The 25,087-nt window shown below is 41.6% G+C and carries 23 protein-coding genes and 2 tRNA genes; 11 read left to right on the top strand and 14 right to left on the bottom strand.

Annotated features, from left to right (window positions below):
* Positions 1–6 precede the first annotated feature (6 nt).
* The 5 genes from menA to HQ43_RS08990 all read right to left on the bottom strand — a co-directional run bounded on the left by menA (position 7) and on the right by HQ43_RS08990 (position 5,236).
* A complete protein-coding gene (menA, locus tag HQ43_RS09010) occupies positions 7–885 on the bottom strand; it encodes a 1,4-dihydroxy-2-naphthoate octaprenyltransferase (RefSeq protein ID WP_036792457.1) in 879 nt (292 codons plus the stop codon).
* Positions 878–2,212, bottom strand: a complete 1,335-nt coding sequence (locus tag HQ43_RS09005) for an aspartate kinase (RefSeq protein ID WP_036792454.1) — start codon at positions 2,210–2,212, stop codon at positions 878–880. The genes menA and HQ43_RS09005 overlap by 8 nt, the downstream gene beginning before the upstream one ends.
* Before the next feature lie 8 nt (positions 2,213–2,220).
* The gene (locus HQ43_RS09000; protein WP_036792451.1) at positions 2,221–2,907 is read right to left on the bottom strand and encodes a cell division ATP-binding protein FtsE; all 687 of its coding nucleotides are present in this window, start codon (positions 2,905–2,907) and stop codon (positions 2,221–2,223) included.
* A 192-nt stretch (positions 2,908–3,099) separates the two neighbouring features.
* Positions 3,100–4,677 carry a PH domain-containing protein gene (locus HQ43_RS08995; RefSeq protein ID WP_161781547.1) on the bottom strand — a complete coding sequence of 526 codons (1,578 nt, stop codon included), beginning with the start codon at positions 4,675–4,677 and terminating at the stop codon, positions 3,100–3,102.
* Between the two features lie 7 nt (positions 4,678–4,684).
* Positions 4,685–5,236, bottom strand: coding sequence for a PH domain-containing protein (locus tag HQ43_RS08990; protein WP_036792446.1), 552 nt, complete (start codon positions 5,234–5,236; stop codon positions 4,685–4,687).
* Between the two features lie 577 nt (positions 5,237–5,813).
* Here HQ43_RS08990 and HQ43_RS08985 point away from each other — a divergent pair.
* Both HQ43_RS08985 and HQ43_RS08980 read left to right on the top strand, forming a co-directional pair.
* A tRNA-Thr gene (locus HQ43_RS08985) sits at positions 5,814–5,887 on the top strand.
* A 23-nt stretch (positions 5,888–5,910) separates the two neighbouring features.
* Positions 5,911–5,984, top strand: a tRNA-Asp gene (locus HQ43_RS08980).
* A gap of 293 nt (positions 5,985–6,277) precedes the next feature.
* Here HQ43_RS08980 and HQ43_RS08975 read toward each other — a convergent pair.
* The 3 genes from HQ43_RS08975 to HQ43_RS08965 are packed head-to-tail and all read right to left on the bottom strand — an operon-like array spanning position 6,278 to position 12,139.
* Positions 6,278–7,207 carry a hypothetical protein gene (locus HQ43_RS08975; protein WP_152567511.1) on the bottom strand — a complete coding sequence of 310 codons (930 nt, stop codon included), beginning with the start codon at positions 7,205–7,207 and terminating at the stop codon, positions 6,278–6,280.
* A complete protein-coding gene (locus HQ43_RS08970; protein ID WP_052103178.1) occupies positions 7,194–8,774 on the bottom strand; it encodes a RagB/SusD family nutrient uptake outer membrane protein in 1,581 nt (526 codons plus the stop codon). Before HQ43_RS08970 ends, HQ43_RS08975 begins: the two co-directional genes overlap by 14 nt.
* 11 nt (positions 8,775–8,785) lie before the next feature.
* Entirely contained in the window at positions 8,786–12,139 is a 3,354-nt protein-coding gene (locus HQ43_RS08965; RefSeq protein ID WP_081964592.1) for a SusC/RagA family TonB-linked outer membrane protein, read from the bottom strand.
* A 696-nt stretch (positions 12,140–12,835) separates the two neighbouring features.
* Here HQ43_RS08965 and HQ43_RS08960 point away from each other — a divergent pair.
* Genes HQ43_RS08960 through radA form a run of 4 tightly spaced genes read left to right on the top strand, consistent with a single transcriptional unit; the run spans position 12,836 to position 17,309 of the window.
* Positions 12,836–13,354, top strand: a complete 519-nt coding sequence (locus HQ43_RS08960; RefSeq protein ID WP_036792439.1) for an NAD(P)H-dependent oxidoreductase — start codon at positions 12,836–12,838, stop codon at positions 13,352–13,354.
* A 22-nt stretch (positions 13,355–13,376) separates the two neighbouring features.
* Positions 13,377–14,663, top strand: coding sequence for a fucose pyrophosphorylase domain-containing protein (locus HQ43_RS08955; protein WP_036792437.1), 1,287 nt, complete (start codon positions 13,377–13,379; stop codon positions 14,661–14,663).
* Positions 14,660–15,904, top strand: coding sequence for a GHMP family kinase ATP-binding protein (locus tag HQ43_RS08950; RefSeq protein WP_052103177.1), 1,245 nt, complete (start codon positions 14,660–14,662; stop codon positions 15,902–15,904). The genes HQ43_RS08955 and HQ43_RS08950 overlap by 4 nt, the downstream gene beginning before the upstream one ends.
* A 22-nt stretch (positions 15,905–15,926) precedes the next feature.
* On the top strand, positions 15,927–17,309 hold the full coding sequence (radA, locus tag HQ43_RS08945; RefSeq protein ID WP_036792434.1) for a DNA repair protein RadA: 1,383 nt from the start codon (positions 15,927–15,929) through the stop codon (positions 17,307–17,309).
* Positions 17,310–17,316: 7 nt separating this feature from the next.
* Here radA and HQ43_RS08940 read toward each other — a convergent pair whose 3' ends face one another.
* Positions 17,317–18,027, bottom strand: a complete 711-nt coding sequence (locus tag HQ43_RS08940) for an MgtC/SapB family protein (RefSeq protein ID WP_052089654.1) — start codon at positions 18,025–18,027, stop codon at positions 17,317–17,319.
* Between the two features lie 60 nt (positions 18,028–18,087).
* Positions 18,088–18,564, bottom strand: coding sequence for a helix-turn-helix transcriptional regulator (locus tag HQ43_RS09570; protein WP_052103175.1), 477 nt, complete (start codon positions 18,562–18,564; stop codon positions 18,088–18,090).
* A 639-nt stretch (positions 18,565–19,203) separates the two neighbouring features.
* Between HQ43_RS09570 and recF the strand changes: the two genes are divergently transcribed.
* The 5 genes from recF to HQ43_RS08910 are packed head-to-tail and all read left to right on the top strand — an operon-like array spanning position 19,204 to position 23,037.
* Entirely contained in the window at positions 19,204–20,319 is a 1,116-nt protein-coding gene (gene recF, locus HQ43_RS08930; RefSeq protein WP_036792432.1) for a DNA replication/repair protein RecF, read from the top strand.
* 6 nt (positions 20,320–20,325) lie between these two features.
* Positions 20,326–20,631: a hypothetical protein gene (locus HQ43_RS08925; RefSeq protein ID WP_036792430.1), complete on the top strand. Its 306-nt coding sequence runs from the start codon at positions 20,326–20,328 to the stop codon at positions 20,629–20,631.
* Between the two features lie 30 nt (positions 20,632–20,661).
* A complete protein-coding gene (locus HQ43_RS08920) occupies positions 20,662–21,255 on the top strand; it encodes a thymidine kinase (protein WP_036792427.1) in 594 nt (197 codons plus the stop codon).
* Between the two features lie 5 nt (positions 21,256–21,260).
* Positions 21,261–21,806 carry a dTDP-4-dehydrorhamnose 3,5-epimerase gene (gene rfbC, locus HQ43_RS08915; RefSeq protein ID WP_036792895.1) on the top strand — a complete coding sequence of 182 codons (546 nt, stop codon included), beginning with the start codon at positions 21,261–21,263 and terminating at the stop codon, positions 21,804–21,806.
* A gap of 7 nt (positions 21,807–21,813) precedes the next feature.
* Positions 21,814–23,037: an anaerobic sulfatase-maturation protein gene (locus tag HQ43_RS08910; RefSeq protein WP_036792418.1), complete on the top strand. Its 1,224-nt coding sequence runs from the start codon at positions 21,814–21,816 to the stop codon at positions 23,035–23,037.
* A 124-nt stretch (positions 23,038–23,161) separates the two neighbouring features.
* Here the strand turns inward: HQ43_RS08910 and HQ43_RS08905 are convergent, their stop codons facing one another.
* The 4 genes from HQ43_RS08905 to HQ43_RS10170 all read right to left on the bottom strand — a co-directional run bounded on the left by HQ43_RS08905 (position 23,162) and on the right by HQ43_RS10170 (position 25,087).
* Entirely contained in the window at positions 23,162–23,650 is a 489-nt protein-coding gene (locus HQ43_RS08905) for an HU family DNA-binding protein (protein WP_036792416.1), read from the bottom strand.
* A gap of 46 nt (positions 23,651–23,696) precedes the next feature.
* Positions 23,697–24,002: a hypothetical protein gene (locus HQ43_RS08900; RefSeq protein ID WP_036792414.1), complete on the bottom strand. Its 306-nt coding sequence runs from the start codon at positions 24,000–24,002 to the stop codon at positions 23,697–23,699.
* Positions 24,003–24,130: 128 nt separating this feature from the next.
* Positions 24,131–24,397, bottom strand: a complete 267-nt coding sequence (locus HQ43_RS08895) for a hypothetical protein (protein ID WP_036792408.1) — start codon at positions 24,395–24,397, stop codon at positions 24,131–24,133.
* A gap of 204 nt (positions 24,398–24,601) precedes the next feature.
* A complete protein-coding gene (locus HQ43_RS10170) occupies positions 24,602–25,087 on the bottom strand; it encodes a gliding motility lipoprotein GldH (RefSeq protein ID WP_081964590.1) in 486 nt (161 codons plus the stop codon).

The raw sequence follows: 25,087 nt of genomic DNA, 5'->3' as shown, positions 1-25,087 counted from the left end.
CCTTCGCTATAATATGAATGCAATTAAAAGGATTGTACTGATAAGTCCGGTAATTTTAGCAGAGAATCCCAATAGGGGATTAAGACCTTTCCCTTTTCTTGAAAAGGTCGTTATCGTTCCGGTATAAAGGAAAAGAGCAATAGGGAGTAACCCGATAGTCGTAATGATATAACTCCCGGACATCACTCCTGCAACGATATAACAGACAAGAGCGAGCAGAGCATTGAACATGTATAGATAAGGTCCGGAGGCTTCTCCCATACGCACAATAAGGGTTCGTTTGCCGCTTTCCTTATCTTCCGGATAGTCTCTGTAATTATTGATTACCAAAATATTGGCGTTAGAAAAACCGATAGAAAATGCTGCAGGGATAAGATAACTTGGTAAGCTTTCTCCTATTGCATAATATCCTCCTAATACCGGAATAATCCCAAAAAACAGGATAACGGCAAGATCTCCCAAGCCATTGTAAGATAGGGGATAGGGACCGGCGGAATAAGCAATAATCCCCAAAAGGACAACTATCCCCAACAAGAGCAGCCACCAGGATGTTATAGCAGCCAACCAGATCCCTAATACAGCACATAACGATACCCAAAAGATTGATGCCAAAAGCATCCATCCGGGTGTAATATCTCCCGTAGTAATAAGTCTTTTCGGACCAAGTTTTCTTCTTCTATCTGCGCCACTGAGATAGTCAAAGTAATCATTCGTAACATTACTGGCAATCTGGGCTGTAAGAGCCACAGCAAGCACCAATAAGAAAGGTTTCAGCCGAAACAACCCATCATGAAGCAGTGCTCCGGCAATAACAATAACGGGAGCAAGAGATGCCGGTAAAGTCTTGGGACGTATGGTCTGAAACCAAATGCTTAGTCTACTCATGATAAAACAGATGGGTGCTCAATGCTTCCAAAGCCATCTCTTTGTGCTCTTTCTGCACGAGTACCGTCACATTGTAGTTACTACCTCCATAAGAAATCATTCTTACCGGTATTTCGTCCAATGCCCTTATAATAGCGGATTCAAAACCGATATTCTTCCAATTGAGATCTCCAACAATGCAGATGCTAACCATATCCGAGTCTATGGAAACAGATGCAAACTGTTTCAGTTCCGAGATAATATCTTGTAGATGACTCGCATTATCTATGGTTAGAGATACTGAAACCTCAGATGTTGTTACCATATCCACAGCCGTTTGATGCCTTTCAAAGGTTTCAAATACTCGTCTCATAAATCCGTGAGCCAAGAGCATTCTACTGCTGTTAATCTTTACAACTGTAATATTATCCTTTGCGGCTATGGCTTTAATCTTTCCCTCTTCGATAGAATTGGATATCAATGTACCGGGAGCCGAAGGATCCATGGAGTTGAGCAAGCGAACAGGTATATTACGATGCTTTGCAGGAAGAATACAAGTAGGGTGAAGGATTTTAGCACCAAAGTATGCCAGCTCTGCAGCCTCTTCAAAGTGAAGTCGGCGAACAGGATCCGTTTTCTCCACAATACGAGGATCATTATTGTGCATACCGTCGATGTCTGTCCATATCTGTATCTCTTTCGCCTCCAGAACCGCACCAATGATAGAAGCAGTATAGTCGCTACCTCCTCTTTGAAGGTTGTCTATCTCATCATAAGCGTTCTTGCAGATAAAACCCTCTGTAATATAAATATGACTTTGGGGTAGGAGAGAGAGTTGCTCTTTAAGTAGCATCTCTGTCCTTTGCATATCCGGTTCACCATACTTATCCGTTCTCATAAAGTCCAGTGCCGGTAACTTTACGGCACCTATACCCGTTTCATTCAGATGCTGACACATCATTTCCGTAGAAATTAACTCCCCTACGGCAAGTACAGCTTTCTCTTCAAATATCGTAAAAGAGTCCTCATGAAAACTCCAGAGATAGTCCATCTTTTCCTGAACAAATGTCTTTACGGCTCTTCTTAGAGGCTCTCCTTTGTAGAGAAAATCTATCTCTTGCATATATTTTGACTTCAACTCGTCAATGCAATGTTTGGCTGCATTGAGATTGCTGTCATAGTAGTGTTTGGATATCTCAACGAGTTTGTTGGTCACACCTGCCATAGCAGACAGTACTATTATCTTTTCACGGCTGTCGCTTATGAGTGTTCCAACATGTTTTATTCTCTCGGCAGAACCCACAGAGGTCCCGCCAAACTTCATTATAATTGTTTTGGCAGTGTTCATTTTGCTTATTACTGTTTCAGCTCTACTTCTTGTAAAGATTCGTGCTGTATGCTAACGATGCGTGCCGGATAGTTTTTTATCAGATTATAGTTGTGTGTAGCCATTATCACGGCTGTACCTCCGCTCGCAATCTCTTTGAATATACCGAATATCTGTTTCCCTGTCTCAGGATCAAGATTTCCGGTAGGCTCATCAGCCAATATAAGATCTGGCTTATTCAGAAGAGCTCTCGCAATCACCACTCGCTGCTGTTCACCTCCGGAGAGTTCGTGTGGCATCTTGTAGCTTTTGCTTGTCATGTCCACCTGCTCAAGCACTTCCGAGATACGATGTGCTATATCCGTTCTGTTTTTCCAGCCTGTAGCACGAAGAACAAACTCTAAGTTTGCATCGATGGATCTATCTGTAAGCAGCTGAAAATCTTGAAAAACAATTCCCAATTTTCTCCTCAAAAAAGGAATCTCTTTTCTTTTAATCTTACACAAATCATAGTTCATAAATCTTGCACTTCCGGAAGCTATATCCGTGTCTTTGTAGATAGACTTAAAAAGGGTAGACTTTCCGCTGCCAACCTTACCTATAAGGTATAGCATTTCTCCTCTGTGCACATCAAACGTTATACCGGATAATACTTCATGTCCATCTCGTTTGAGAGCAACATCTTTGTAGGATAATATGATTTCTGTAGATGACATTTTGAGTTTCTCTTCTGTGTTTGCTGTTATCTAAGCCATAATCAGTCCAAAGATAGCTCTTTTTTGCTTTATATGTTACATCTTTTTCTCTTGAGTATTTCTATTTCGATGCACTCAATTTGACATAACTATGATTATAGTAAAAATATTCAAGAGAAACAGCAGACACTTATCTTTGGCACAACAATTCCCCTAAGAATCAATATCACTTCTCTTTACTGAGTCGGAAGAGGCATATCGGGGAAACTCAAGAAAGCAAAGTGTATGATCTCGAAGATTATTCAAAACATTCTTATCAATGTATGAAATCTGATGAGATGTACCTCGTGTTGCAAACTTCATATTTGCAGTTGTCCCATTTTTCTGCCTCCATCTTTGCCACAACACCATTGTTTCTACCTGATTTACAGGCAAAATAGTACGCTTGATAGTAAATGCCCCATGACCTATAAGCAGATGACTATGCTCAAAAGAGAACCAAGACTGTCTGTAAGACAGATAAGAATAGAACACTCCGGACAAAGCCACCAAAGGGACAAAATACCAAATGATATGGCTAAGGAAATAGGCAACGACAGCAGCAAGTAAAGTTATTATCGAAGAGAAGAACAAAAGTCTTCGGAGATAAGCAGACTTCGACTTGTAGCTTCGCCCTCTACTCGGCTCATAGCCGGGAAAAATACTCTCCATAAGCGGTATTGCGACACGCTCTTTATTTATTCCATATATTTTGATATCCGACTTTTTATCTTCCTTCTTTTCGTTTGCCGACACCATTGCAGAGGCAAAATGAATGTGTACAGTCCCTAATCCGACCCACTGTTCAACAAGATTTTGTTGGAATGTACATGAGACAATCCTGTCACATGTAGAAGATTGAAAAATCTTGTTGATAAGCCCCGCACTATATTTTAGCTGCCCTCCTTTGACAGAAATGTTCAGATCATACTGCTTGAGTATAAGGAAGATAGATTGAATGAGAAAGGATGAAACAAATACTCCCAAGAAGATTATTATCCCCACTGCAAGGGTTAGATTGGAAAACCATAGCTCTACACGGTCAGACCAGATCCGGATGTAGTCTACGAGATAATCGGATATTTCATTGAAAACAGTACCGACAGCACCAGCCGCCAATATCAAACCTCTTAGAGGATTTCGGGTAAGACCCGAAATCAGAAGCTCTTTCCTCGATATTGTGTAAGAGAATGAGCCCAAAACCGGACTCTCTCCCCTTTCATTCTCCGGCAGTTCCAAGCTTTCCTCTTTCATCTCTTCTCCATCCGAATCACTCATGGAAGACTGGAAACTTGCGGCATAATCTCTCATTGCCCGTACATCTTCTTGAGGCAATACAAGCTCAACTTCTACCTGATTGGAACCAAGAGACTCAAACTGTATGACCTCCATATCCAACATCTGTAACAGAAAAGATTGACTGCTTCTCAGCTGATACACCTTCTTCAGAGGCAGGTAAAGTTCTTTCTTTTTCAGCCCCGAAATCCTTATCTGTATCTTTTCGTCTGCAATAAAATATTTTGTCGTAAAATACTTGTAAAGAGCTTGAATTAAAACAAATACAAAGAAAAAGACAATAGCATATCCCAACTTTTGCCAGACAGATAGCTCTTCGGTTGCATAAGAAAGGAGAAAATAAAAAATAAAGGGCCATGTCTTCAAGGATGCAACAAGCTCTCTTATGTATAGGACCAACAGAGAGGAAAGCCCCATTCTACGAGGCTCCGACCACAGATTTCGATTTGTATTCAAGACTCCCCTACTCTTTAGAACGTTCGACATCCGATATCTGCTCTATAATCCACTCCTTATAGGCTTCCGCTTGTTCCTTCTCAAGACCTGCAATTATAAGGTCTTCTTCTATACCTCCGGCAGCATTGAAGAGAGAAAGACGGTAAAGCCCAAAAGGTCTATCGTATAGATGTTGCGAAAGGACAACGTGTTGTAGCTTGCTATACGGAACACTCTTCTCCTTCGGCATAAATATTCCGGATCGGTAGCTAACGTCTTTATCCCTGAAAAGATACCCTTTGAATCTGTATATTTTTACCATCAACATCTGATGCACAATACCAAAGAGAAGCAGAGCGGAGCAGATACTGAGTATTATCCAAAACGGTATATCATTCTTCATAATGGCTGCAACGATCGTAGCAACAAGCAGTAAGACTATCGGCACTATGGAAGACAATCTTAATACTTTGATATACTTAGGATTAAGAGGCTTATACGCCTCTCTTTCAAGACGAGGAATGTCCGTGAGAGAAATGGGATTATTCACAAACTGAGAAGGTTTATCTACGATACTCATAAGGAGATTTGTTTAAGATGAACGAAGATAACAATTTTTAATGACTGTATTTACTCTCATGCACCATCTGCTTACAAAAATCTGTAACCGTATTTATAAACTGCTCTATTCGTTAATAAAAACCAGCCTAATGCCTTTTAGAGTTCCAAATCAAGCTCCAACTTTCATGAACCAAACTTTGATGAGCTAAAATCGAGCTTTGATTTGTTGAGATCAAGGCATGATTCGGACTTCTTACTCTATTAAACAGAAAAATTGAACCCGATAAGAGCATCTTTTGAACAGATTTAGTGGAATAAGTTGCCGATGAAAGGGTAAAAACTCATTTGGGAAATAGCCGGAGAGATCCGCTTAGAGCGCAAGGAATAAAAAAATACGACTTCTATCTTTCCTATTATTAGAGAGAAAGCTCCAAAAGAGTGCCCATGCGAGCTGATGGGTATTGCAGTAATAGAAAAATATCGTACCTTTGCGCTGGGTAAGTCCTATACGGCCAGCTCCTATTGAACTCCCCCAGGGCTTGATCGCAGCAAGGGTAGATGGTTGTAGCGGCGCGATGTAGTAAGCTTACCCGCCTGCCTCTTTAGCTCAGCTGGCCAGAGCACGTGATTTGTAATCTCGGGGTCGTTGGTTCGAATCCGACAAGAGGCTCAAGGATGACTTCATCCTTAACCGGTGTGGTAGTTCAGTTGGTTAGAATACCTGCCTGTCACGCAGGGGGTCGCGGGTTCGAGTCCCGTCCATACCGCTCAAAAACTGAGAAAGCGTCTTAATTCGTTGGAATTAGGACGCTTTTTTCTTTTTAGCTACCTTATATTTTGGATAAAAGACAAATGCCATTTACCTAATTCTATAGGGTTATGAGTATTCTTCCAAAACAGCTACATAATTTTCAGGTATATTCCCTTTCCAAAAAAATAAAAAGAAATACTCCCCCCCCTTTTTGAAAATAAAAGAAAAAATACGGACAGGAGACAAAAGCAAAGTCGCTAAATCCCCTATCCGTTTGTTTTCTTCTCCAAGCTTGTGTAATGTGCCCCTCTAACCTAAGTAGTCAAGACTTATACCCTTTTTCTCTATGAGTGCTTTCAGTATCTCCAGTTTGCGGATAACCAATGGATAGTCTGCATGAGACTTTCTCCACTCGGCTTCAGGCTTGCCTAAAAGTTCTTTGAGAAATACTTCCAAATCACGATCGGCAGGATAAAATGAGACCTTTTCTTTTTTGAAGTAATAGGACTTTAGGAATCCCAACTCCCTAATATCTTTAATATTAGGCATATTACCTTCTTCTTCCGAAAAAGCCTTGCCATAATAAGCTTTGCTAATGGCGTAAAAAGGAGCAAGAGTTTCTGCATCTGCTTGCTGTATCACTCGCATCACCAGGTTATTTAAGATTATTACTGCGAGCTTGTGTTGTTCATCATTGCTCTTAGTTCCGACATCTTTAAGACCGGCTATTGCCAATGTTTGCATTCCAAATACGGTGATATGCTTATCATCCGGCTTATCCATATTGTATGTTTTACGACTACGATCATAAGGATAAGAAGTAATGGTGTCTACCAATAACAAAGAGTACGGCATTGTGCTCTTGGCTACAAAAGAAGCTACTTTATTACGAATAAACTCGGCAGCCTGTCTATACTCGGACAATGATTGTAGATATTTCAGACGATATAGCTGTGCTTCATAGTAGTCCGTACCGGTAATGGTAACACTATAAGGGATACTGAGGACTCTTGTATGATTGGCACGACGGAGTGTATCGTTAAAAAGGAGGTATGATCCGGTCTGTTCGTAAAAAGAGCGGCGTAGATTTGCCTCCTCCGATTGGTCTGCATCATCCGGAACAAAGAGATTTATTTCGGGAACTACATCTCCGGAGAGCTGTTCTTTGCTACAACTTGCAAAAAACAGACTCAATAAAAACATAGTGAACAGGATTGTATTATTGTTATTTGGTTTCATAATTATGTATTTTTGAGGGTTTGCGATCCAAGCGAGGATTATCCTGTATTTGATCATTGATACTACGTTGCTCACGAGGCAGAGGTAGAACATATCCTTCATCTTCTTCTGCCGGAAGAGTATAGTAGTAAGTAATATTCGGCTTGCTGTTACGTCCATCTTTTTTGTATATAGTATATGTATTCACCAGCTCTTCTTTGCTTGGATAAATACTGTTAACCCTGTAACGGCGAATATCAAACCAGCGTTGTCCTTCAAAACAGAGTTCCATTCGGCGTTCTTGACGTATTGCTTGTACAAGTTCACTGCTGGCAGACATTGTAATTTCGGAGTTAGCTCCTGCTTGGTAGCGACTCTTTCTCAATTTGTTAATCAATTCGACTGCCTCGTTATTCTTTCCTTGCATAGCCAGTGCTTCTGCTAAGTTGAGATAAATCTCACCACTGCGAAGCACAAAGACGTCCGAAACTTCACTACGATTAAAGTTTTTAGGATTTGTTTTAGTTACCTGCACATAGTGTCCTCCATCCAATGCTCCTTTAGCTTGGGAGCGAATCATATAACGCTGCGCTCGAAGGTCTTTCTTGTCATACAAAGCATACAAATCTTTCGATACTGCAAAACCGCCTATAGGAGCGTTACTCATTTCAGCTGCAATGAGTCCTCCTCCCATACTAAATATCAATTCCGGATTAGATGAAGAAAAGAAATACTCCTCCGCTCCCAAGCCATTCAAATTACATAGCTGAGGGTGCAAATCCATTGCCTTTTGAGCATAAAACTCGGATTTTTTCCAGTCTTGCATATAGAGATATACACGCGATACAAAAAGGTTTATTCCGGCTTCTGATATTCTGTAAAGAGAAAGCTGTTTAACCCCTTGGCTCATCCTCAAAGCCTCATCAAGATCACTGATTATATGGTCATAAACCTCTTTGATGCTGGATCTTTGGAATTTCTTATTCTCGATATAGTGTGCTGTTTTAAGCGGAATACCGGGCTTATCCAAATTCTCAGGAGCATAAGGTTGAGCATAAAGATTTACCAAAAAGAAGTAGTAGGCAGCACGAAGAAAATGTGCTTCTGCTTTGATGCGATTCATTCGATTCTGCTCTGCTTCTGTTGTACTTTTTATGCTTGATGCTTCATTCAATACAATGTTCAAAGTGATGATGTGGTTATATACACGCAACCAATCTACACTCTCCTTATAAGAAACCAAGCCATTGAATGCCTCCCCAATATGTTGTTGCCAAGTATAATAGCCGAACATACGTGGGCGGATATTGGCTTCCGGATTGTAACGAGTAGTGCCTATCAGCTCCTGAGTCTCATCTGACATATAGTGCAAATAAGGAAAGTAAAAGTTGTCGTAACGGCGAGGAGTAGTAGGTGCCACACTCATATAGCACGCACCGATAAGCAACTCATCAAGATCATCAGCTGTACGGATATAAGCAAGGTCATTCGAGCGTTCACGAAGAAAATCTCCACAAGAAGTCGTCATTATACTTCCTGTCAGTATCAGGAACAGACCGGCAAATATATTATTAACTATACGTTTCATCTGTTTTTTATTTATAAGGTAATATTTAATTGAAGCGTGTATTGCGGACGTTCGGACAGATTTACCTCTGTAAATCCTCCTTGAACGGGAGTCTGTCCTTTAAGTTCCGGTCTTGCCAATACAAAAACATTATTGGTAGAGAAGGTAATACGTGCAGCTTCCACTCCACGATGCTGTAACCACTTAGAGGGCAGTTCGTAGGAGAGGCTAAGATCTGTACACTTCAAGTAATCGGCAGATACTACACGAATATCCGAATAGTTGTACATATCCCAGGCATTCTCTGCTATTATAGGCATTTTACCTGATGTATAGCGTGAGTAGTGTCTGTTATACTTATCCGAAACAGCAGGCACCATTTGATCAACTACTGCAGGAATGTGTGTATAAGCTTCATCTCCGGGTTTACGCCAACGATCCATAAAGATTCTATTGACATTCATTTCGGGTAAGAAGTTTTTGCTTGAGCCATAAGGTTTGAAAAGTCTTGTCTTAGCTCCAATACTATACGATAGATTGAATCGAAGCGAGAATGCACCCCAACGAACACTATTGCGGAAGCTGCCGAATGCTGTAGGATAGCGATTTCCCGACTTAGACAAGACTTCACTGAAAACTTCATAGTTTCCTTTACCATAAAATTCTTCTTTACGCTCTTCTCCATCATGGAACATCGGACCTCCATCTTCCGGATTGAGTCCACGGAAACGATAAGAATAGAATGATCCCAAAGCCTCTCCTTCCACCAAGGCGCGACCGTGCAAGAAGTCTCGAACTTTATATTGACCATATTGAGGTTTGCTGTCAAGACGATTGAAGCTCTTAGAAAAAGAGGTGGATACACGCCATGAGAAATCACGAACACGCACAGGCTCTACCGAAAGAGCAAGACTGAAACCGTGATTACGAAGATTTCCGCTATTGACAACATACGATGGAAAACCATTCACCAAATCAATGCCCAAATTCATGTAAGCATCACGGGTGTATTTGTGATAATAAGACAAAGTGGCCGCAACACGTCTTTGCCATGCAGCAATATCCAGCTCCGCACTGAAAGAGTTTGTCTTTTCCCAACGAAGATTCGGATTAGGATAACGAGCCAATATCGCCAACTTTTCATTGTAATAAGGGTCTGTGCTCAGCTTACGAATAACCGGTTCGGGCGACTGATCTCTCAACATATTACCTTGTGTGCCATAGGATGTACGCAAGTAAAGGTAATTGAACCAAGTACCATCGGCGAGGAGATGAGAGAAATCATAACTACCGGAAACAGACCATACAGGAAGAAGTCGACGATTGCTTTGACTTCCAAAACGATTAGAGCCATCGGTCCGTCCATTCAGTCCTAATGTAAGATTGTGACGAAAAGTGTACGAAATGGTTGCAAAAGCAGATGCTTGATTGAGTAAGTCGTCCGTACGTCTGGGTTGTGCCTCTTCACTTATAAGCCAAGCCTTATATGCAGGAAAGCGATCTATGTCCTCCGGAGCAACAAACTTTTCTCCATAGTCACGGAAATAGCCTCTCTGTATCTGCTTCATGCCTCTGGTATGAATGCTTTCAGCAGCAGTTCCTACTTGTATGTTCAACATATCTTCATTGTCGAATGTACGAGAATAGTTCAACATCAATCTTCCGGAGAGAGACTGATAACGCTCTTGAAAGTGATTGAGTTCTCCTCCGTATGGCAGTTCACTATGTTCCAAAGCAACCTTATTGAAAGGTTTTCCATAATCTGTCCATCTCTTATCTGCCACGTAATAAGTTTTATCATCGTGGTGCTCTTCCCCGTTTGTATTGGAAGTAGCATAGGTCAATAAAGCTGAAGCCGATAGTCGATCAGAGAGCTTGAGGTCATACGCCACACTCAGAGAAGTGTTAAAGTGGTCTTGCTTATATCCACTATGTTCGAGTTCGTTTAGGATATTAAAATTATAGTTATATCTGTCATCCCCTCGTCTATAAAAAGAGTATGCACCATCCTCTCCATAAGTGGGGATGGTACGTGCTGTATTATAAGCATAGTCTACCGGATTGATTGTAGAAGCATTATAACGACGCGACTCTACGCCCGTTCTCATCCAAACACTTAACTTGCTCTTGTTACTGAGATCTGCAATCACTTTAAGGTTACCTGTTGTACGCTGAGTTCTATTGCTTCTAACAACTCCGTTGCTAAGATTATACCCTAAAGAAGCATAGTAATTTAGATTTTCAGAAGTTCCTGATACAGAGAGGTGGTGATCTGTAGAAAGAGCATCACGCATCAATAGAGAGAACCAGTCGGTATTCAGAGACTCTATGCTCTGCACACGACTATTGAACTCTTCAAAACTGATCTCCTTATTATATAACTTCTTAACCAAGTGTTCGTATCCCACTTCGTACATATCAACAGGAAAATAGTAGTTGGATTCTACCAGTTCACGAGAAAAATTGACTCGCTCTCTTGAGTTCATCAAGTTGATATCCCTGTCTGTGTATCTTGGACGAAGAGACAGACTGCTACTTCCTGAATAGTTAATGCGTAACTTTCCATATTGCCCTTTTTTGGTAGTAATCATAATAACGCCATTGGCGGCTTGTACCCCATAAAGAGCTGTAGAGGCAGCATCTTTAAGGACATCTATACGCTCTATATCAGATGGGTTGATACCTGCGATAGCATTACCTACTCGATTGATAAAGTCAGGATCATTGATATCTTCTGCCGGAATTGTTACAGGATCTCGGACTACCACACCATCTACCACCCATAAAGGTTCACGTACTCCTAAAATAGTACTGGTACCACGTATTCGCAAACGAGGAGACGTGCCTATATCACCGGCCGAAGGCATAACAAGCATTTCAGGGACTAATCCTTCCAAACTCTTATCTATGGTACTGACACCGGGAAGAACAATCTCTGAGCCTTTAAGAGCGGTGGCAGCTCCTGTCCATCTACGTTTGTTTATTGTCTGAAAACCGGTTACCACAACATCTCCCAACTCGGAAGAGTCGTCTTCAAGAATAAAAGAAAGCTGTTTTTCTCCCTCATATAATAGTTTCAAAGGTTTCATTCCCACATAGGAAACAGCCAGAGTTATTTTTTCTTTGACATCCGGAATACGAATCAGACAGGAACCATCTTCACCTGTTACAGCCGTAGCTCTCCCATTAACATAAATAGTAGCTCCAATAGCCGGAGAGTGATCTTTAAATCGAACCTTACAACGCACAGAGCGCGCTACAGGTTTAGTTGTGATAGTTGTTGTCTTGCTCTGTCCTTCAGCAGGGGTGGAAAGAGAAATAGAAGAAGCAAAGAACAATACCACAGAGAAAACTTTACAGACCCAAGGTCGTATGTCTCTTAACATAAATAATTGATACAATTAAAATGACACAAAATGTAAAGTTCTACAGATTTAGCTTCATAAATCTGTAGAACCATTTTTAGAAAAGTCTTGCAAAGGTAGGTATTAATACCTAAAGGTACAGGCTCTATTCCTTGAAAAGATAATTATCAATATCCCAAAACCTTTAGTGCTTTGCGAAAAAAGATTAGGTACTTTCCACAAAAAGATTAGGTACTTTCCCCGAAAAGATTAGATACTTTCTCCGAAACCTTTAGTGCTTTTCCCCGAAACCTTTAGTGCTTTTCCCCGAAACCTTTAGTGCTTTCCTCCGAAACCTTTAGTGCTTTTCTCCAAAACCTTTAGTGCTTTTCTTCAAAACCTTTAGTGCTTTTCTCCAAAACCTTTAGTGCTTTTATCCAAAACCTTTAGTGCTTTTATCCAAAACCTTTAGTGCTTTTATCCAAAACCTTTAGTGCTTTTCGGCAAAACCTTTAGTGCTTTTCGGCAAAACCTTTAGTGCTTTTCTCCAAAACCTTTAGTGCTTTTCTCCAAAACCTTTAGTGCTTTCTCTCAAAACCTTTAGTGCTTTCTTCAAATACCATTTTCTTAAACAACTTAGATCAATAGAGATCAGTCTCTCCATTTAGCAGAAGTAGGAAATGCTCTTAAAATAAATACCTACATTTGTGATAAAATCAACTTAAACCATATTGAACATTGAAAACATTAGTAGTAGTAGGACATCCACATCTTGAAAAGTCTGTTATAAACAGGGCATGGTGTGAGTACATTCAAGCTAATAGTGAAGAGCTGAATGTGATGATACGAGTCCTTTCGGAGCATTGTGAAGAGAAGGGCTTTGATATAAAAAAAGAGCAAGAGATATTGTCGGAATATGATAGAATCATTTTGCAGTTTCCATTGTATTGGTACATGGTACCATCCATTATGAAAGAGTGGATGGACACCGTTTGGTGCGAAGGTTGGGCATACGGAGAAAACGGAGATAAGATGGAGGGAAAACTTATAGACGTGGCTGTAAGTACCGGTGCTCCGGAGTTCGTTTTTGATGCAGGAATATCATTAGAGACTTATCTTAGCTTTGTCAAAGGTTCCGCAGGTTTTGTCAGAGCTAAGTCCGGACGCATTTTTGCATTATATGGAGCGGAGGTAAATATGACTCCTGAGCGTTTGCAAAAAAGTTGTGAAGACTATGCCGAATTTATAAAGTCATAACGAGAAATAGTTTTGTTTGGCTATGCATGAAAGCATCTACATAGTTTCTCTTCCATCAAATCATGTTGAATATCTAAATTCTTTTCCTAAAAAGGGAGAGGACAGAGATATATTCTTCTGCTCAGATCCTCCAAATGCTAAATTGGGATCTGGAGGAGGTTCGGTATATGCCATAATGCAAGCTCGTGATAAGAGGGGAAAGTTATATCACAGAGAGATTGTGATAAATAGTGATGGCGAAAGTAGAAGACTTCCTGCCTACTCGGTACAAGGAAAGGTGATGATGCCTCTTCCCGGGAAAGTTTATAAAACACTTTTAGACATCCAGGTAGAAACGATAGACTCTTTTTTAGAGTCCGATACAGATGGGTTTTATCGCACAGCTATTTCATGTGGTGATGTGCTATTGGATCTAAAGCAAGTTCCCTTTATTCCACACTATGATCTATTGTGTATAGGTGTAAAAGGCGAGTTAGAGAAAGCTTCAAAACATGGAGTTTTTATTGTTTCTCAAAATGCAGATATTTTCTCTATTCCGATACAAGTCTTACAAAAGCCTTTAGTGCAACAACTTGAGATGCTTCAAGAAAAATTTGAGATTGCAATAGACTCTGGACTTTGGTTGCTTTCCCAAAAGGCTTCAGACCTTCTATTCAAGAGTAGCAGAGGGAAAGGAAGAGAACTAAATTATTTTGATTTATATTCCTCTTTCCCGGATATAATAAAAAGGCATAAACTCTCAATAGGTGTAATGTATGATTCTTCCGACTCTTATTTCTATCACTTCGGATCCAGTAAAGACTTGCTAAGATCTGCAAAATCCCTAAACTTGGATATAAAGGAATCTTGCTGGATAGATTGCTCAGAACTAAATGATAAATGGATTCTGAAAGGAGATAATATCCTTACTCATATTCCAAAAGAAATGAAAGGTTGGGAGCTTCCGAATGGTGTATGTTTGGATTTTCTACCTTTGAAAAACGGTCTAAAGTGCCTTAGAGTATATGGCATAGATGATTTGTTCAGAGGAACAGCCACAGGTGAGACTTCTTTTGTAAATGCCCCATTGTCTGAGTTTGCCCAAATGACAGGTCTATCTATAACTACTGATATTTATGAACTACCTCTCTTCCCTTGTTCTGAAGATATAGATGTACTTGCCTTTGTGGGAGAATGGTTATCCCAATGGCATCTATACTACCTCAAAAGCAATAACAAAGAGGTTTTAGAAACATATAAAAAAATCCCCAAGATTTCTGCCAAAGAATTGGGAAGTATGACCGACTTTGAAGAACTATATAGAGAATGAAGAACAAAAAAGTTCCCCGTAAAGAAATATTGGGAACAAATTTGAATTTGAAAAGATCCGGTGATATCAGATCACAAATAGTAGCTCCCTACTTTAAGCAAACTCTCTACCCAAGTAGAAAGGTCTTTATGGATCAAATTGTGTGGAGCAGGTCTCCTGTGAGAATTGATTTGGCAGGGGGATGGACAGATACACCTCCTTATAGCATGACAGATGGAGGACGTGTCATAAATATGGCTATAAATGTCAATGGTCAAGAGCCTCTTCAGGTCTTTGTAAAACCAACACCAGAACTTCATATAATACTACGCTCTATAGACGCCGGACTAGATGAAAAAATCACCACTTTGGATATGTTGGAGGAATTTGACAAAGTTGGTTCTCCATTCAGTATTCCTAAAGCAGCTCTATGTTTGTGTGGTTTGAGCCCAAAGTTCAATAGTCATATCTTTAAGTCTTTAGAGGAATATCTGAAACAGCTTGGGTATGGAATAGAGCTGACCATGCTTTCTTGTATTCCAGCAGGATCAGGGCTTGGTACAAGTTCTCTTCTATGCTCTGCATGTTTGGGAGCTCTCAGCAATTTCCTTGGATTTGAATGGAGCCTTGAAGAAATCGCTCAAAGGACTCTTGCCGTAGAACAACTGCTAACTACCGGAGGCGGCTGGCAAGATCAATTTGGAGGAATGTATGGAGGAATAAAGGTTATAGAGTCTGAAGCATCTATTTTACAACAGCCATATGCCACAACACTGCCAAATACACTTTTCACTGACCCTCTCTATGGATCCTATCACATGCTATATTACACAGGCATAACAAGAACAGCAAAAAATATCTTAGTTGAGATCGTAAATAGAGTGATTGATCAAGATATTCAGACATTAGATATACTAAGAGAGATCAAGACCCATAGCTACGCAGTAGAACACGCTATAAAAAAGGGAGATATAACAACGTATGGAAGTCTTCTGAAAGAGGCATGGGAGCTTAATAAGAGATTAGATTCCGGTGTATCTACTCCCGAAATAGAATACCTGATTTCTGCGATAGATGATTGGGCTTTAGGCTATAAGTTACCCGGAGCAGGAGGTGGCGGTTACTTGTACATCGTGGCAAAAGACCTGACAGCAGTAAATATGATAAAGGAAACACTAGAGAATGATTTCATAAAGAAGAAAAATGCACGCTTAAGTGAAATGTCTCTTTCTCTAAAAGGTCTTCAAGTAACTTCTTCTTAAAAGAAATAATTTGCATTAGTATATGGGTAAGAACGTGGATAAAGTAATATTCCTATGTAAAGAGTGTGGAAATGAGTTTTCCAAATGGTCCGGCAAGTGTCCTATGTGTGGTGCATGGAACACTTTATCTGAATATAAAGTAAAGGACACCCCTCATGTACTTAGAGGTATATCTCCCAATAAAGAAAATAGTTCTTTTAAGATACTAAAAGAAGTCTCAGGCAAAGAGGCTGGAAGGTTGGATCTAAAAGACAAAGAATTAAATAGAGTTCTCGGAGGAGGTTTGGTAAAAGGATCTATTGTACTTATTGCAGGCGAGCCCGGTATCGGTAAAAGTACTCTTATTCTTCAATCTTTACTAAATACTAAAGAGATACGTACATTGTATGTATCCGGCGAGGAAAGTGAAAGACAAATAAAGCTGAGGGCTGACAGAGTGGTAGCAACCATCCCACACGAAAACTTTTTAATCTACTGTGAAACTCACTTAGAAAAGATATTAGATGTCTGCAAGGAGGCTTCTCCAGATCTTATAGTCATAGATTCTATTCAGACAATATTTACAGAACAAATAGACTCATCTCCCGGAAGCCTTACCCAAGTACGAGAGTGCGCAACAAGACTTATGACTTATGCAAAGAATACAGACATTCCAATTTTATTTATTGGGCATATTACCAAAGATGGTAGCATTGCCGGTCCGAAGATATTGGAACACTTGGTCGATACGGTATTGCAATTTGAAGGAGACACCAATTACCAATATAGGCTATTAAGAGCTAATAAAAATCGCTTTGGTAGCACATCCGAAATTGGGATATATGAGATGCGTCAAAATGGTTTGAGAGGTGTTGAGAATCCATCAGAGCTTTTGATAACAAGAAGAGAAGAACAACTTAGTGGTATTTGTGTAGGATGTGCCATGGAAGGAGCCAGACCAATTCTAATAGAAATACAATCTCTTGTCAGTTCTGCTGTTTATGGCACACCTCAAAGATCCTCTACAGGAGTAGATGGAAAAAGAATGAATATGCTACTTGCCGTATTGGAAAAACGTGCAGGATTTAAGCTCATACAGAAGGATGTATTCTTAAATATCACGGGGGGACTTAAGTTATCGGACACGGCATTGGATCTCTCTATTCTTGCAGCCGTGCTTTCATCCAATCTTGATCTTCCTATCCCAACCAACATCTGCGTTGCGGGAGAAGTTGGTCTTAGTGGAGAAATACGTCCTATTAGTAGAATAGAGCAAAGAGTTGGTGAAGCACAGAGGATAGGATTTGAGACAATCATAATTCCAACTCAAAACTTGCAAGGAATAGACTTGAATAAATATAAGATCAAGGTTGTAGGAGTAAGCCGGGTAGATCAGGCTTTTAATTTCTTATTTCGTGGAAGGTAAACTAAAACTAGTAGGTATTAGTTTTCACACTACTCACAAAGTCCAATTCACCTAAGGCTTTATTTACTTCATAGCTAACTTTATCTCCACTTGATTTGGCTTCTATATAAATATGTCCGGTATCGTTTTTGAAATTAGAGTCTAATGATACATTAGAGATCGAAACTTTCATGCAGGAAAGGAGTCCTTTAACTGCATTTATATCGGGCAGAGCCGTTGTCGTATCTATATTTATACCAAGGTTCTTCTGTCTCAAACCGAGTTTTTCTTCAACATATCCCATAACTACTAAAACAAAGAGCACCAGCAAGGTAACAATGGCAGATGTCATATACATACCGGCTCCTATGGCTAAGCCCAATGCGGAACAAACCCATATTCCGGCTGCAGTAGTAAGCCCTTGAACATTATCTCCACGCCCTCTAAGTATTGCTCCAGCCCCTAAAAAACCCACACCCGACAGCACCTGTGCTGCTATTCTGGCGGGATCCCCCATTCCGGAGATGTCCGGAAGATAAATAGATATAAGCATGGCAACAGTACTACCAACTGTAATAAGGGTAAATGTCCTAAGACCAGCTCTTTGATAGCGCACCTGACGATTATATCCTATAAGCATACCGACAACTACGCTATAAAGCAATCGAACTACAACATCAACAGGTTGAAGTCCTCCATGATAAATACAGGATAGATCAAAAAACTCCGAAAAACTCATGTTGTCATACTCTTTTATAAATCATCCAATAGTAGATAATTCAAAAGTAGTGCTTTTTTTTTATTGGGCATCTGTCGAAGTAAATACCTCAAAGGAATTATCCGAATAATAGACATATATTTTGGATATTCTTCTTTCGGATTTTTTATTTGCATTTTGCTCCTCTTTTATTGTAGCAGATAGATTCTGCACAGATTCACTCAAATTGGAAAACTTCTGCGTGATTTCTAAAAGTTTCATTGAAAAACTCTCATTAGGAACACCTTGTTCCTCTTCGGAAGGTTCTATTTGGAATAAATCAGGCTGCAAATAGGGTGTCTTCAATATTTCTCCTTTTCCGGAAATAATCCATTCTACATTGTATTTTGGAAAACTTGAGATCAATTTTTCAATTATTTGAACTCCAGGATTATTTCTTCCCCTCAAAATATGATTGAGAGTGGCTCTATTGATCTCTAATTTTTCAGCAAATGCCGCTTGGGAAAGCATTTCTCTTTCCATGATAGTATTTATCCTGTCATTGATAGTTTGGTCCATGCTTTTATGTTTTTAAGAAGAAAAAATCCTATTATCCATTTCTATACAACAATCTATTTGTTTAGAAATGCGTTCTCGTCTATTTTTGTTTACGCATCTACAAATATAGAAAATTAAATATAGACATCTATTCTATTGACAATATATTTATGTTCTCATACTCCCAATCTTAAAAGAAAACACCTGCAAACTGCATAGATATGATTATAATAATTAAGATTTTCAATGAGTTAATATTTTGATCGTAGCTGAAAGCGCAAGAATGATATGTATCTATAAACATTCCCACTCTACTCCAACATATCATTACAGATAATATTTATAACAATCTGATATACAAATAAAAAAGGCAACATAATACGAAGTTGTAAAACTTAAAATGGCTCATTGTAAAACTATGGGTAAGATATCTAAATCCATATGTGATGAATAATATCAGGCTATTATAATATACGTTCTGGAAATAAGAATAGAACATTTCTATACAACACAGATCTCGAGAATATACAAAACAAGACATTTCTCTATATAGAATTGTATCTACTCGTTGCGCTACATCCATCTTTCAAAAGATGTATTATTGCTATCTTTGTTGGTGTGCAAAATTTCTAATAAGAAGAAAGAATATCTGCGACAGCTATGCAGTTAAAAGAAATAGACATAAGCAACTATAAAAACATTAAGCAGGCTCATTTGACCTTCTCTCCCAAAATAAACTGCTTGATCGGACTCAATGGTATGGGGAAAACGAATTTGCTGGATGCCATATACTATCTCTCTTTTCTTAGAGGGCATTTTTATCTTCCGGATCACATGGTTATTTGTCATAATGAGTCTTTCTGTCTTCTCGATGCACATTATCTAAGGAATAAAAATGAAGAGCATATAGTATGCAGTATCCGTCCGGGGCATCAGAAAGTATTCAAAAGGAATAAAAAGGCTTATACCCGATTGAGCGAGCACATCGGAAAGCTTCCTGTCGTGATGATTTCTCCGAAAGATTTTGATTTGGTACATGGAGGAAGTGAAGAGCGAAGAAAATATTTAGATACTCTTATTTCTCAGGAAAAGCCTAAGTATCTTGAAGCTCTCATCGCTCATAAGAGACTGTTAGAACAAAGGAACAGCATCCTAAAGAGTGCTTCTCCCAACGTAGAAATATTAGATATACTCGAAGAGCAGCTCGCCCAAGAGTCTGCACTTATACAAAAAGACCGGACAGACTGGATAGAGAGAATCGCTTCTCATTTCAGCTCTTTCTATAACGAAATATCGGGTAGCAAGGACAACGTCTCGCTCTCCTACCTGCCATCTATTGAGGATTACAGCGTAGAAGGAATCCGAGCTACTCTTCGCGATAACAGACAGAAAGACTTTGTACTCGGCTACACCTCTCAAGGCATTCACAAAGATGACATCGGGATGTACATAGACGGAGAGCTGATAAGAAAAATCGGGTCGCAAGGGCAAAACAAGACTTTTCTTATTGCACTAAAACTTGCTCAGTACGATATTCTAAAGGAGGCAACAGGGCTTAAGCCTCTTCTTCTCTTGGATGATCTTTTTGACAAACTCGATGCGGAAAGAGTGAATAAGATCATTCACATGGTAGCCGGGGACACGTTTGGTCAGATCTTCATGACGGATACGAACAGAACCTATTTGGACAAGATACTGAAAGAGAAGAAAGAGACTTCCTATCATCTGTTTTCGGTTGAGAAGGGAACCTTTTCTCTGATTGCATCAAATGCTTGAGAGACGATGAAGCGCAGGTACACAAGTGATAAAATAGACAAAGTATTGCAGGACGCCACCGAAGAAGTTTCGCTCCTGTCTGCCGTCAAACGTTACAGCGATGTCTACGAAGCGTGGCTCTTGTCCCCTCTTTCTCAAGGACTGACCGAGTCGGTAGAAATCTCTTTAGAGGGAGACGATACCATCCTTATCATCTGCAAGAGTAGCGTTGCCTGGCACCGGCTCAATCTTTCCAAAGAGTCCCTTCGGGAGTTGTTTGATGAAACCATGAGGGAGCATGGCATAAAAAAGATAGAACTAAAACGAGTGTAGAGCTCTCTTAAATCAAGGAAGATTATATATATGTATCAGTTTGAAGAAGACTCGGATATAAGAAGAAAAAAGATAAGAAGGCACGGAAGCATAGAAGTGATTTGCGGCTCTATGTTTTCGGGCAAGACGGAAGAGTTGATACGAAGGGTCAGGAGGGCCACCATTGCGCAGTTGAAAGTCGAGCTTTTCAAGCCCAGCATAGACACGCGCTACTCTCAGACGGATATTGTAAGCCACTCCCATGAGAGCATTCCCTGCACGGAGGTTTCTCACTCCATGAATGTCTATCTTTTGGGGTGCGATGCCGATGTTGTCGGCATAGACGAAGTGCAGTTTTTCGACAAAGGGATCACGGATGCCTGCGTGAAGCTGGCGGACGAAGGGGTGAGAGTGATTGTCTCCGGTCTGGATATGGACTTCAAAAGGGAGCCATTCGGTCCCATGCCCGATCTCTGTGCCGTGGCAGACAGCATCTCCAAAGTTCACGCCGTCTGTCTGGGATGTGGCAGGCCGGCACAGTATTCTCATCGTCTTGTTGCGGACACGCAGGTGGTTTTATTGGGAGAGACCGGAGAGTATATGCCTCTGTGTCGCTCTTGCTACTTGAAGATGAATAAAAAATGACCCCTATGAACACGACAACCATACCGACCTCCCTACCCGGAGTGTACATCATACAGACGAAGCGATACCCGGACGTTAGAGGATACTTCTCGGAGAGCTACAACAGAGCTTTCTGGCAGGAGATGTTTCCTCACGACCCGTTTGTTCAGGACAACGAATCTTATTCTCACCGCGGCGTGTTTCGCGGTTTGCATTCTCAGCAGGGAGATGCGGCACAGAGCAAGCTCGTGCGTGTCGTTCAGGGCAAGATCATAGACTTTGTCGTGGACATAGATCCCGGCTCTCCGACCTACTGCAAGTTTATAGAGGTAGAGCTATCTTCGGAGAACGGCAGGCAGCTCTACATCCCTCGCAGGTACGCACATGGTTTTCTGGCATTGGGCGAGCACAACATCGTGTCGTACAAAGTGGACAGATACTATGCGCCTCAAAGCGAGAAGAGTTTCAGGTTCGACGATCCGAAGATAGGGCTTGATCTTGCACGCCACATAGATTCGTCGCGGCTCATCATTTCCGAAAAAGATTTGCAGGGTGTTTTCCTGCCGGACTGAGCAGCTTATGTCTTTCACCCCCTTTTCGCATCCCTATTATATCTCCGTAAAACCCGTGGGTGCCGCGTGCAACCTGCGGTGCGAGTACTGCTACTATCTGGAGAAGTCGCGTCTGTATGCCGGCGAGCCGCGCAAGACGATGAGCGACGAGATGCTGGAGCTTTTCGTGAAGGAGTACATCGGCTCTCAGACTTCGCCCGACGTTCTTTTCACCTGGCACGGCGGAGAGACGCTGCTCCGTCCTATCTCCTTTTATAAGAAGGCACTCGCGCTGCAAAAGAAGTACGGCAAAGGAAAAAACATAGACAACTCTTTGCAGACGAACGGCACTCTGCTCACGGAGGAGTGGTGTCGCTTCTTCAAGGAGAACGACTTCCTGATAGGTATCTCCATCGACGGCACCTCGGAGCAGCACGACAAATACAGGAAGGATGCCAGGGGGATAGGCACGCACTCGGACGTGGTTCGGGGCATAGAGCTTCTGAAGCGGTTCGATGTGGCGTTCAATGTTCTTGCCGTTGTGAACGACTTCAATGCCGACCGCCCGTTGGAGTTTTACCGCTTCTTCAAGTCGTTGGGTTGCCGGTACATTCAGTTTTCTCCTGCCGTGGAGCGCATCTACTATTCGGACGAGGCGCTCTCCCCTCCCTCCGAGACGTTCGACCATGTCAAGGTGGCACCCTATTCGGTTTCGCCTGCGCAGTGGGGTCGTTTTCTGATAGCGATATTCGACGAATGGGTGCGGAACGATGTGGGAGAGATTTTCGTTCAGATTTTCGATGCCACGCTGGCCAACTGGGTCGGTGTCTCGCCGGGGGTCTGCATCTTTGCCGAGAGATGCGGCAACGCCTTGGCACTCGAACAGAACGGCGACGTCTACTCGTGCGACCACTTTGTCTTCCCTCACTACCTGCTTGGCAACATCCGCACCACGCCTTTGGTCGAGATGGTTTACGGGCAGCGGCAGCGAGCCTTTGGCGAGAGCAAGCGTGCTTCGCTGCCGGAGCAGTGTCTGTCGTGCACGTATCTCTTCGCCTGCAACGGCGAGTGCCCCAAGAATCGTTTCGCTTTCACGGCGGACGGAGAGCCGGGGCTCAACTATCTCTGCTCCGGCTACCGTGCATTCTTCCACCACGCCGCACCTTACATGGACCGGATGAAAGAGCTGCTTCGCCGCCGCCTGCCTCCCTCTCTCATCATGCACCGGCTTGGAGAAGAAGAGCAGCCGTGAGGGGGCTTTGCGCTTCGGTTCGGAACAAAAAAGACTCTCCCCCATCAGACCGGGTCTGATGAGGGAGAGATTTTTTTACCCGGCTGCTTCGGGTTGTTTCGCGATGTGCCGGTATCCGTCCGGATCAGAAGCCGCCTTCTCCTCCACTACCGCCGGAAGAAGAGCCGCCGCCCTCGCTGCCGCCCGGCTTCTTGCCGGAAGACTTGTAAGCAACGTCCAGAGCGGACTCGGCACGCTCGATGCGCACATCTTTCAGTGCGGTTCTGACCTTGATGCGGGGCGTATAGATCACTTTTGCCTTGCCCACGAGAGTGGCATCCACCTTATCGGCGGTTTCGACCCCCGCACCTGTTCTTACCGTGATGCTGGGGCGGAATGTTCCCATATCGCCGCAATCCACGCTTTTTCCGTCCTTGAGCAGGCGGATGAGGACCTTAGAAGCGCGGTCGAACACCGCCTTGATGTCTGCGGATGAGATGGTGGTTTCGTCAGAAACGAGTTCGATAAACTCCTCGAAATCTACGTTCGAGTGCAGGTGAATGGCAGGGTACCAAAGGGTTTTTCCTTCCTTGTTGAAGCCGACTTTTCGCTCGACTGCTTTTACTTTTATCATGATAACGTAATTAGTTGTTAAACAATAAATTATATTACTTGCGAATTTAGTAAAAATTTCTTGGCCAAGAAAATTTTTTTTCTTGGCCACAAAAATTTTTTTTCTTGGCCACAAAAATATTTTTTCTTGGCCACACAATTTTTTTTCTTTGGCCAAGCAACTTTTTTTCCTTACCCATGAAACTTTTTTTCCTTACCCATGAAACTTTTTTTCCTTGACCATGAAACTTTTTTTCCTTACCCATGAAACTTTTTTTCCTTACCCATGAAACTTTTTTTCCTTGCCCATGAAACTTTTTTTCTTGCCCATGAAAATTTTTTTCTTGCCCATGAAACTTTTTTTCCTTGCCCATGAAAATTTTTTTCCTTGCTCAAGAAACTTTTTTTTCTTGCCCATGAAACTTTTTTTCCTTACCCATGAAACTTTTTTTCCTTGCCCATGAAACTTTTTTTCTATGCCTATGAAAGTTTTTTTCCTTACCTACGAAAAATTTTTTTCTTGCTCATGAAAATTTTTTTCTTGCTCATGAAAATTTTTTTCCTTGCCTATGAAACTTTTTTTCCTTGCCCATGAAACTTTTTTTCCTTGCCCATGAAACTTTTTTTCCTTACCCATGAAACTTTTTTTCCTTACCCATGAAACTTTTTTTCCTTGCCCATGAAACTTTTTTTCCTTGCCCATGAAACTTTTTTTTCTTGCCCATGAAACTTTTTTTCCTTGCCCATGAAACTTTTTTTCCTTGCCCATGAAACTTTTTTTCCTTACCTGCGAAAATATTTTTCCACCCTCCATCAACTTTCCGGGCAATCGTCCCCTTCTTGCCGAACGATGCGGCGGAAGTTCAATGAAAAAGCACCAAAGGTTTCGGATAAAACCTTCGGTGCTTTTCGTGTAGTGCTGCTTGGCAGCTGCGATGAGCGGAGAGCTGTTCAGGAGAGAGGGCGGTCGGGGTCAGGTGCCGGAGGTGTCGCTCTTTACGATTCGCAGACCGATCTCTTCGAGCCCGACAAGGAGAGTGTCGGCCATCAGGTGCTGGAGCGAAATGGTGTGAACGCCCGGTGTGGCGAAAGATTTCTTCAGATAAACAGGCGTGCTCGTGAGGTGGAAGTGATAACCGCCTTTGGAGATCCGGGTGTCTGCTTCCCGAAAGCGGACCTCCACGGTCTCGGTCTGATACCGACGAGTGTTGGTCTCGGAAATGATGCCCAGCACGAGGTTGTTGTACGGGTATCTTTCGGTGTATCTGATGTCAATATGGATGTCGTACAGCTGCGTGGTGTCTTCGATGTCGAACGAGTAGAAGAGCTCTTTCTTGGAACGCCATCCCTCTTCGGGGACCTCGTGGAAGAGCGCGTAGTGGTACCCGCTCCGGCATGAAACAAGTACCGATGATGCTGCCAGAAGCAGTAAGAAAAGGATGCAGAATGTTCTTTTCAT

It is taken from the genome of Porphyromonas canoris (assembly GCF_000769115.1).
In the GTDB taxonomy this organism is placed as follows: domain Bacteria; phylum Bacteroidota; class Bacteroidia; order Bacteroidales; family Porphyromonadaceae; genus Porphyromonas_A; species Porphyromonas_A canoris.
This window is presented reverse-complemented; position numbering and strand designations above follow the sequence as displayed.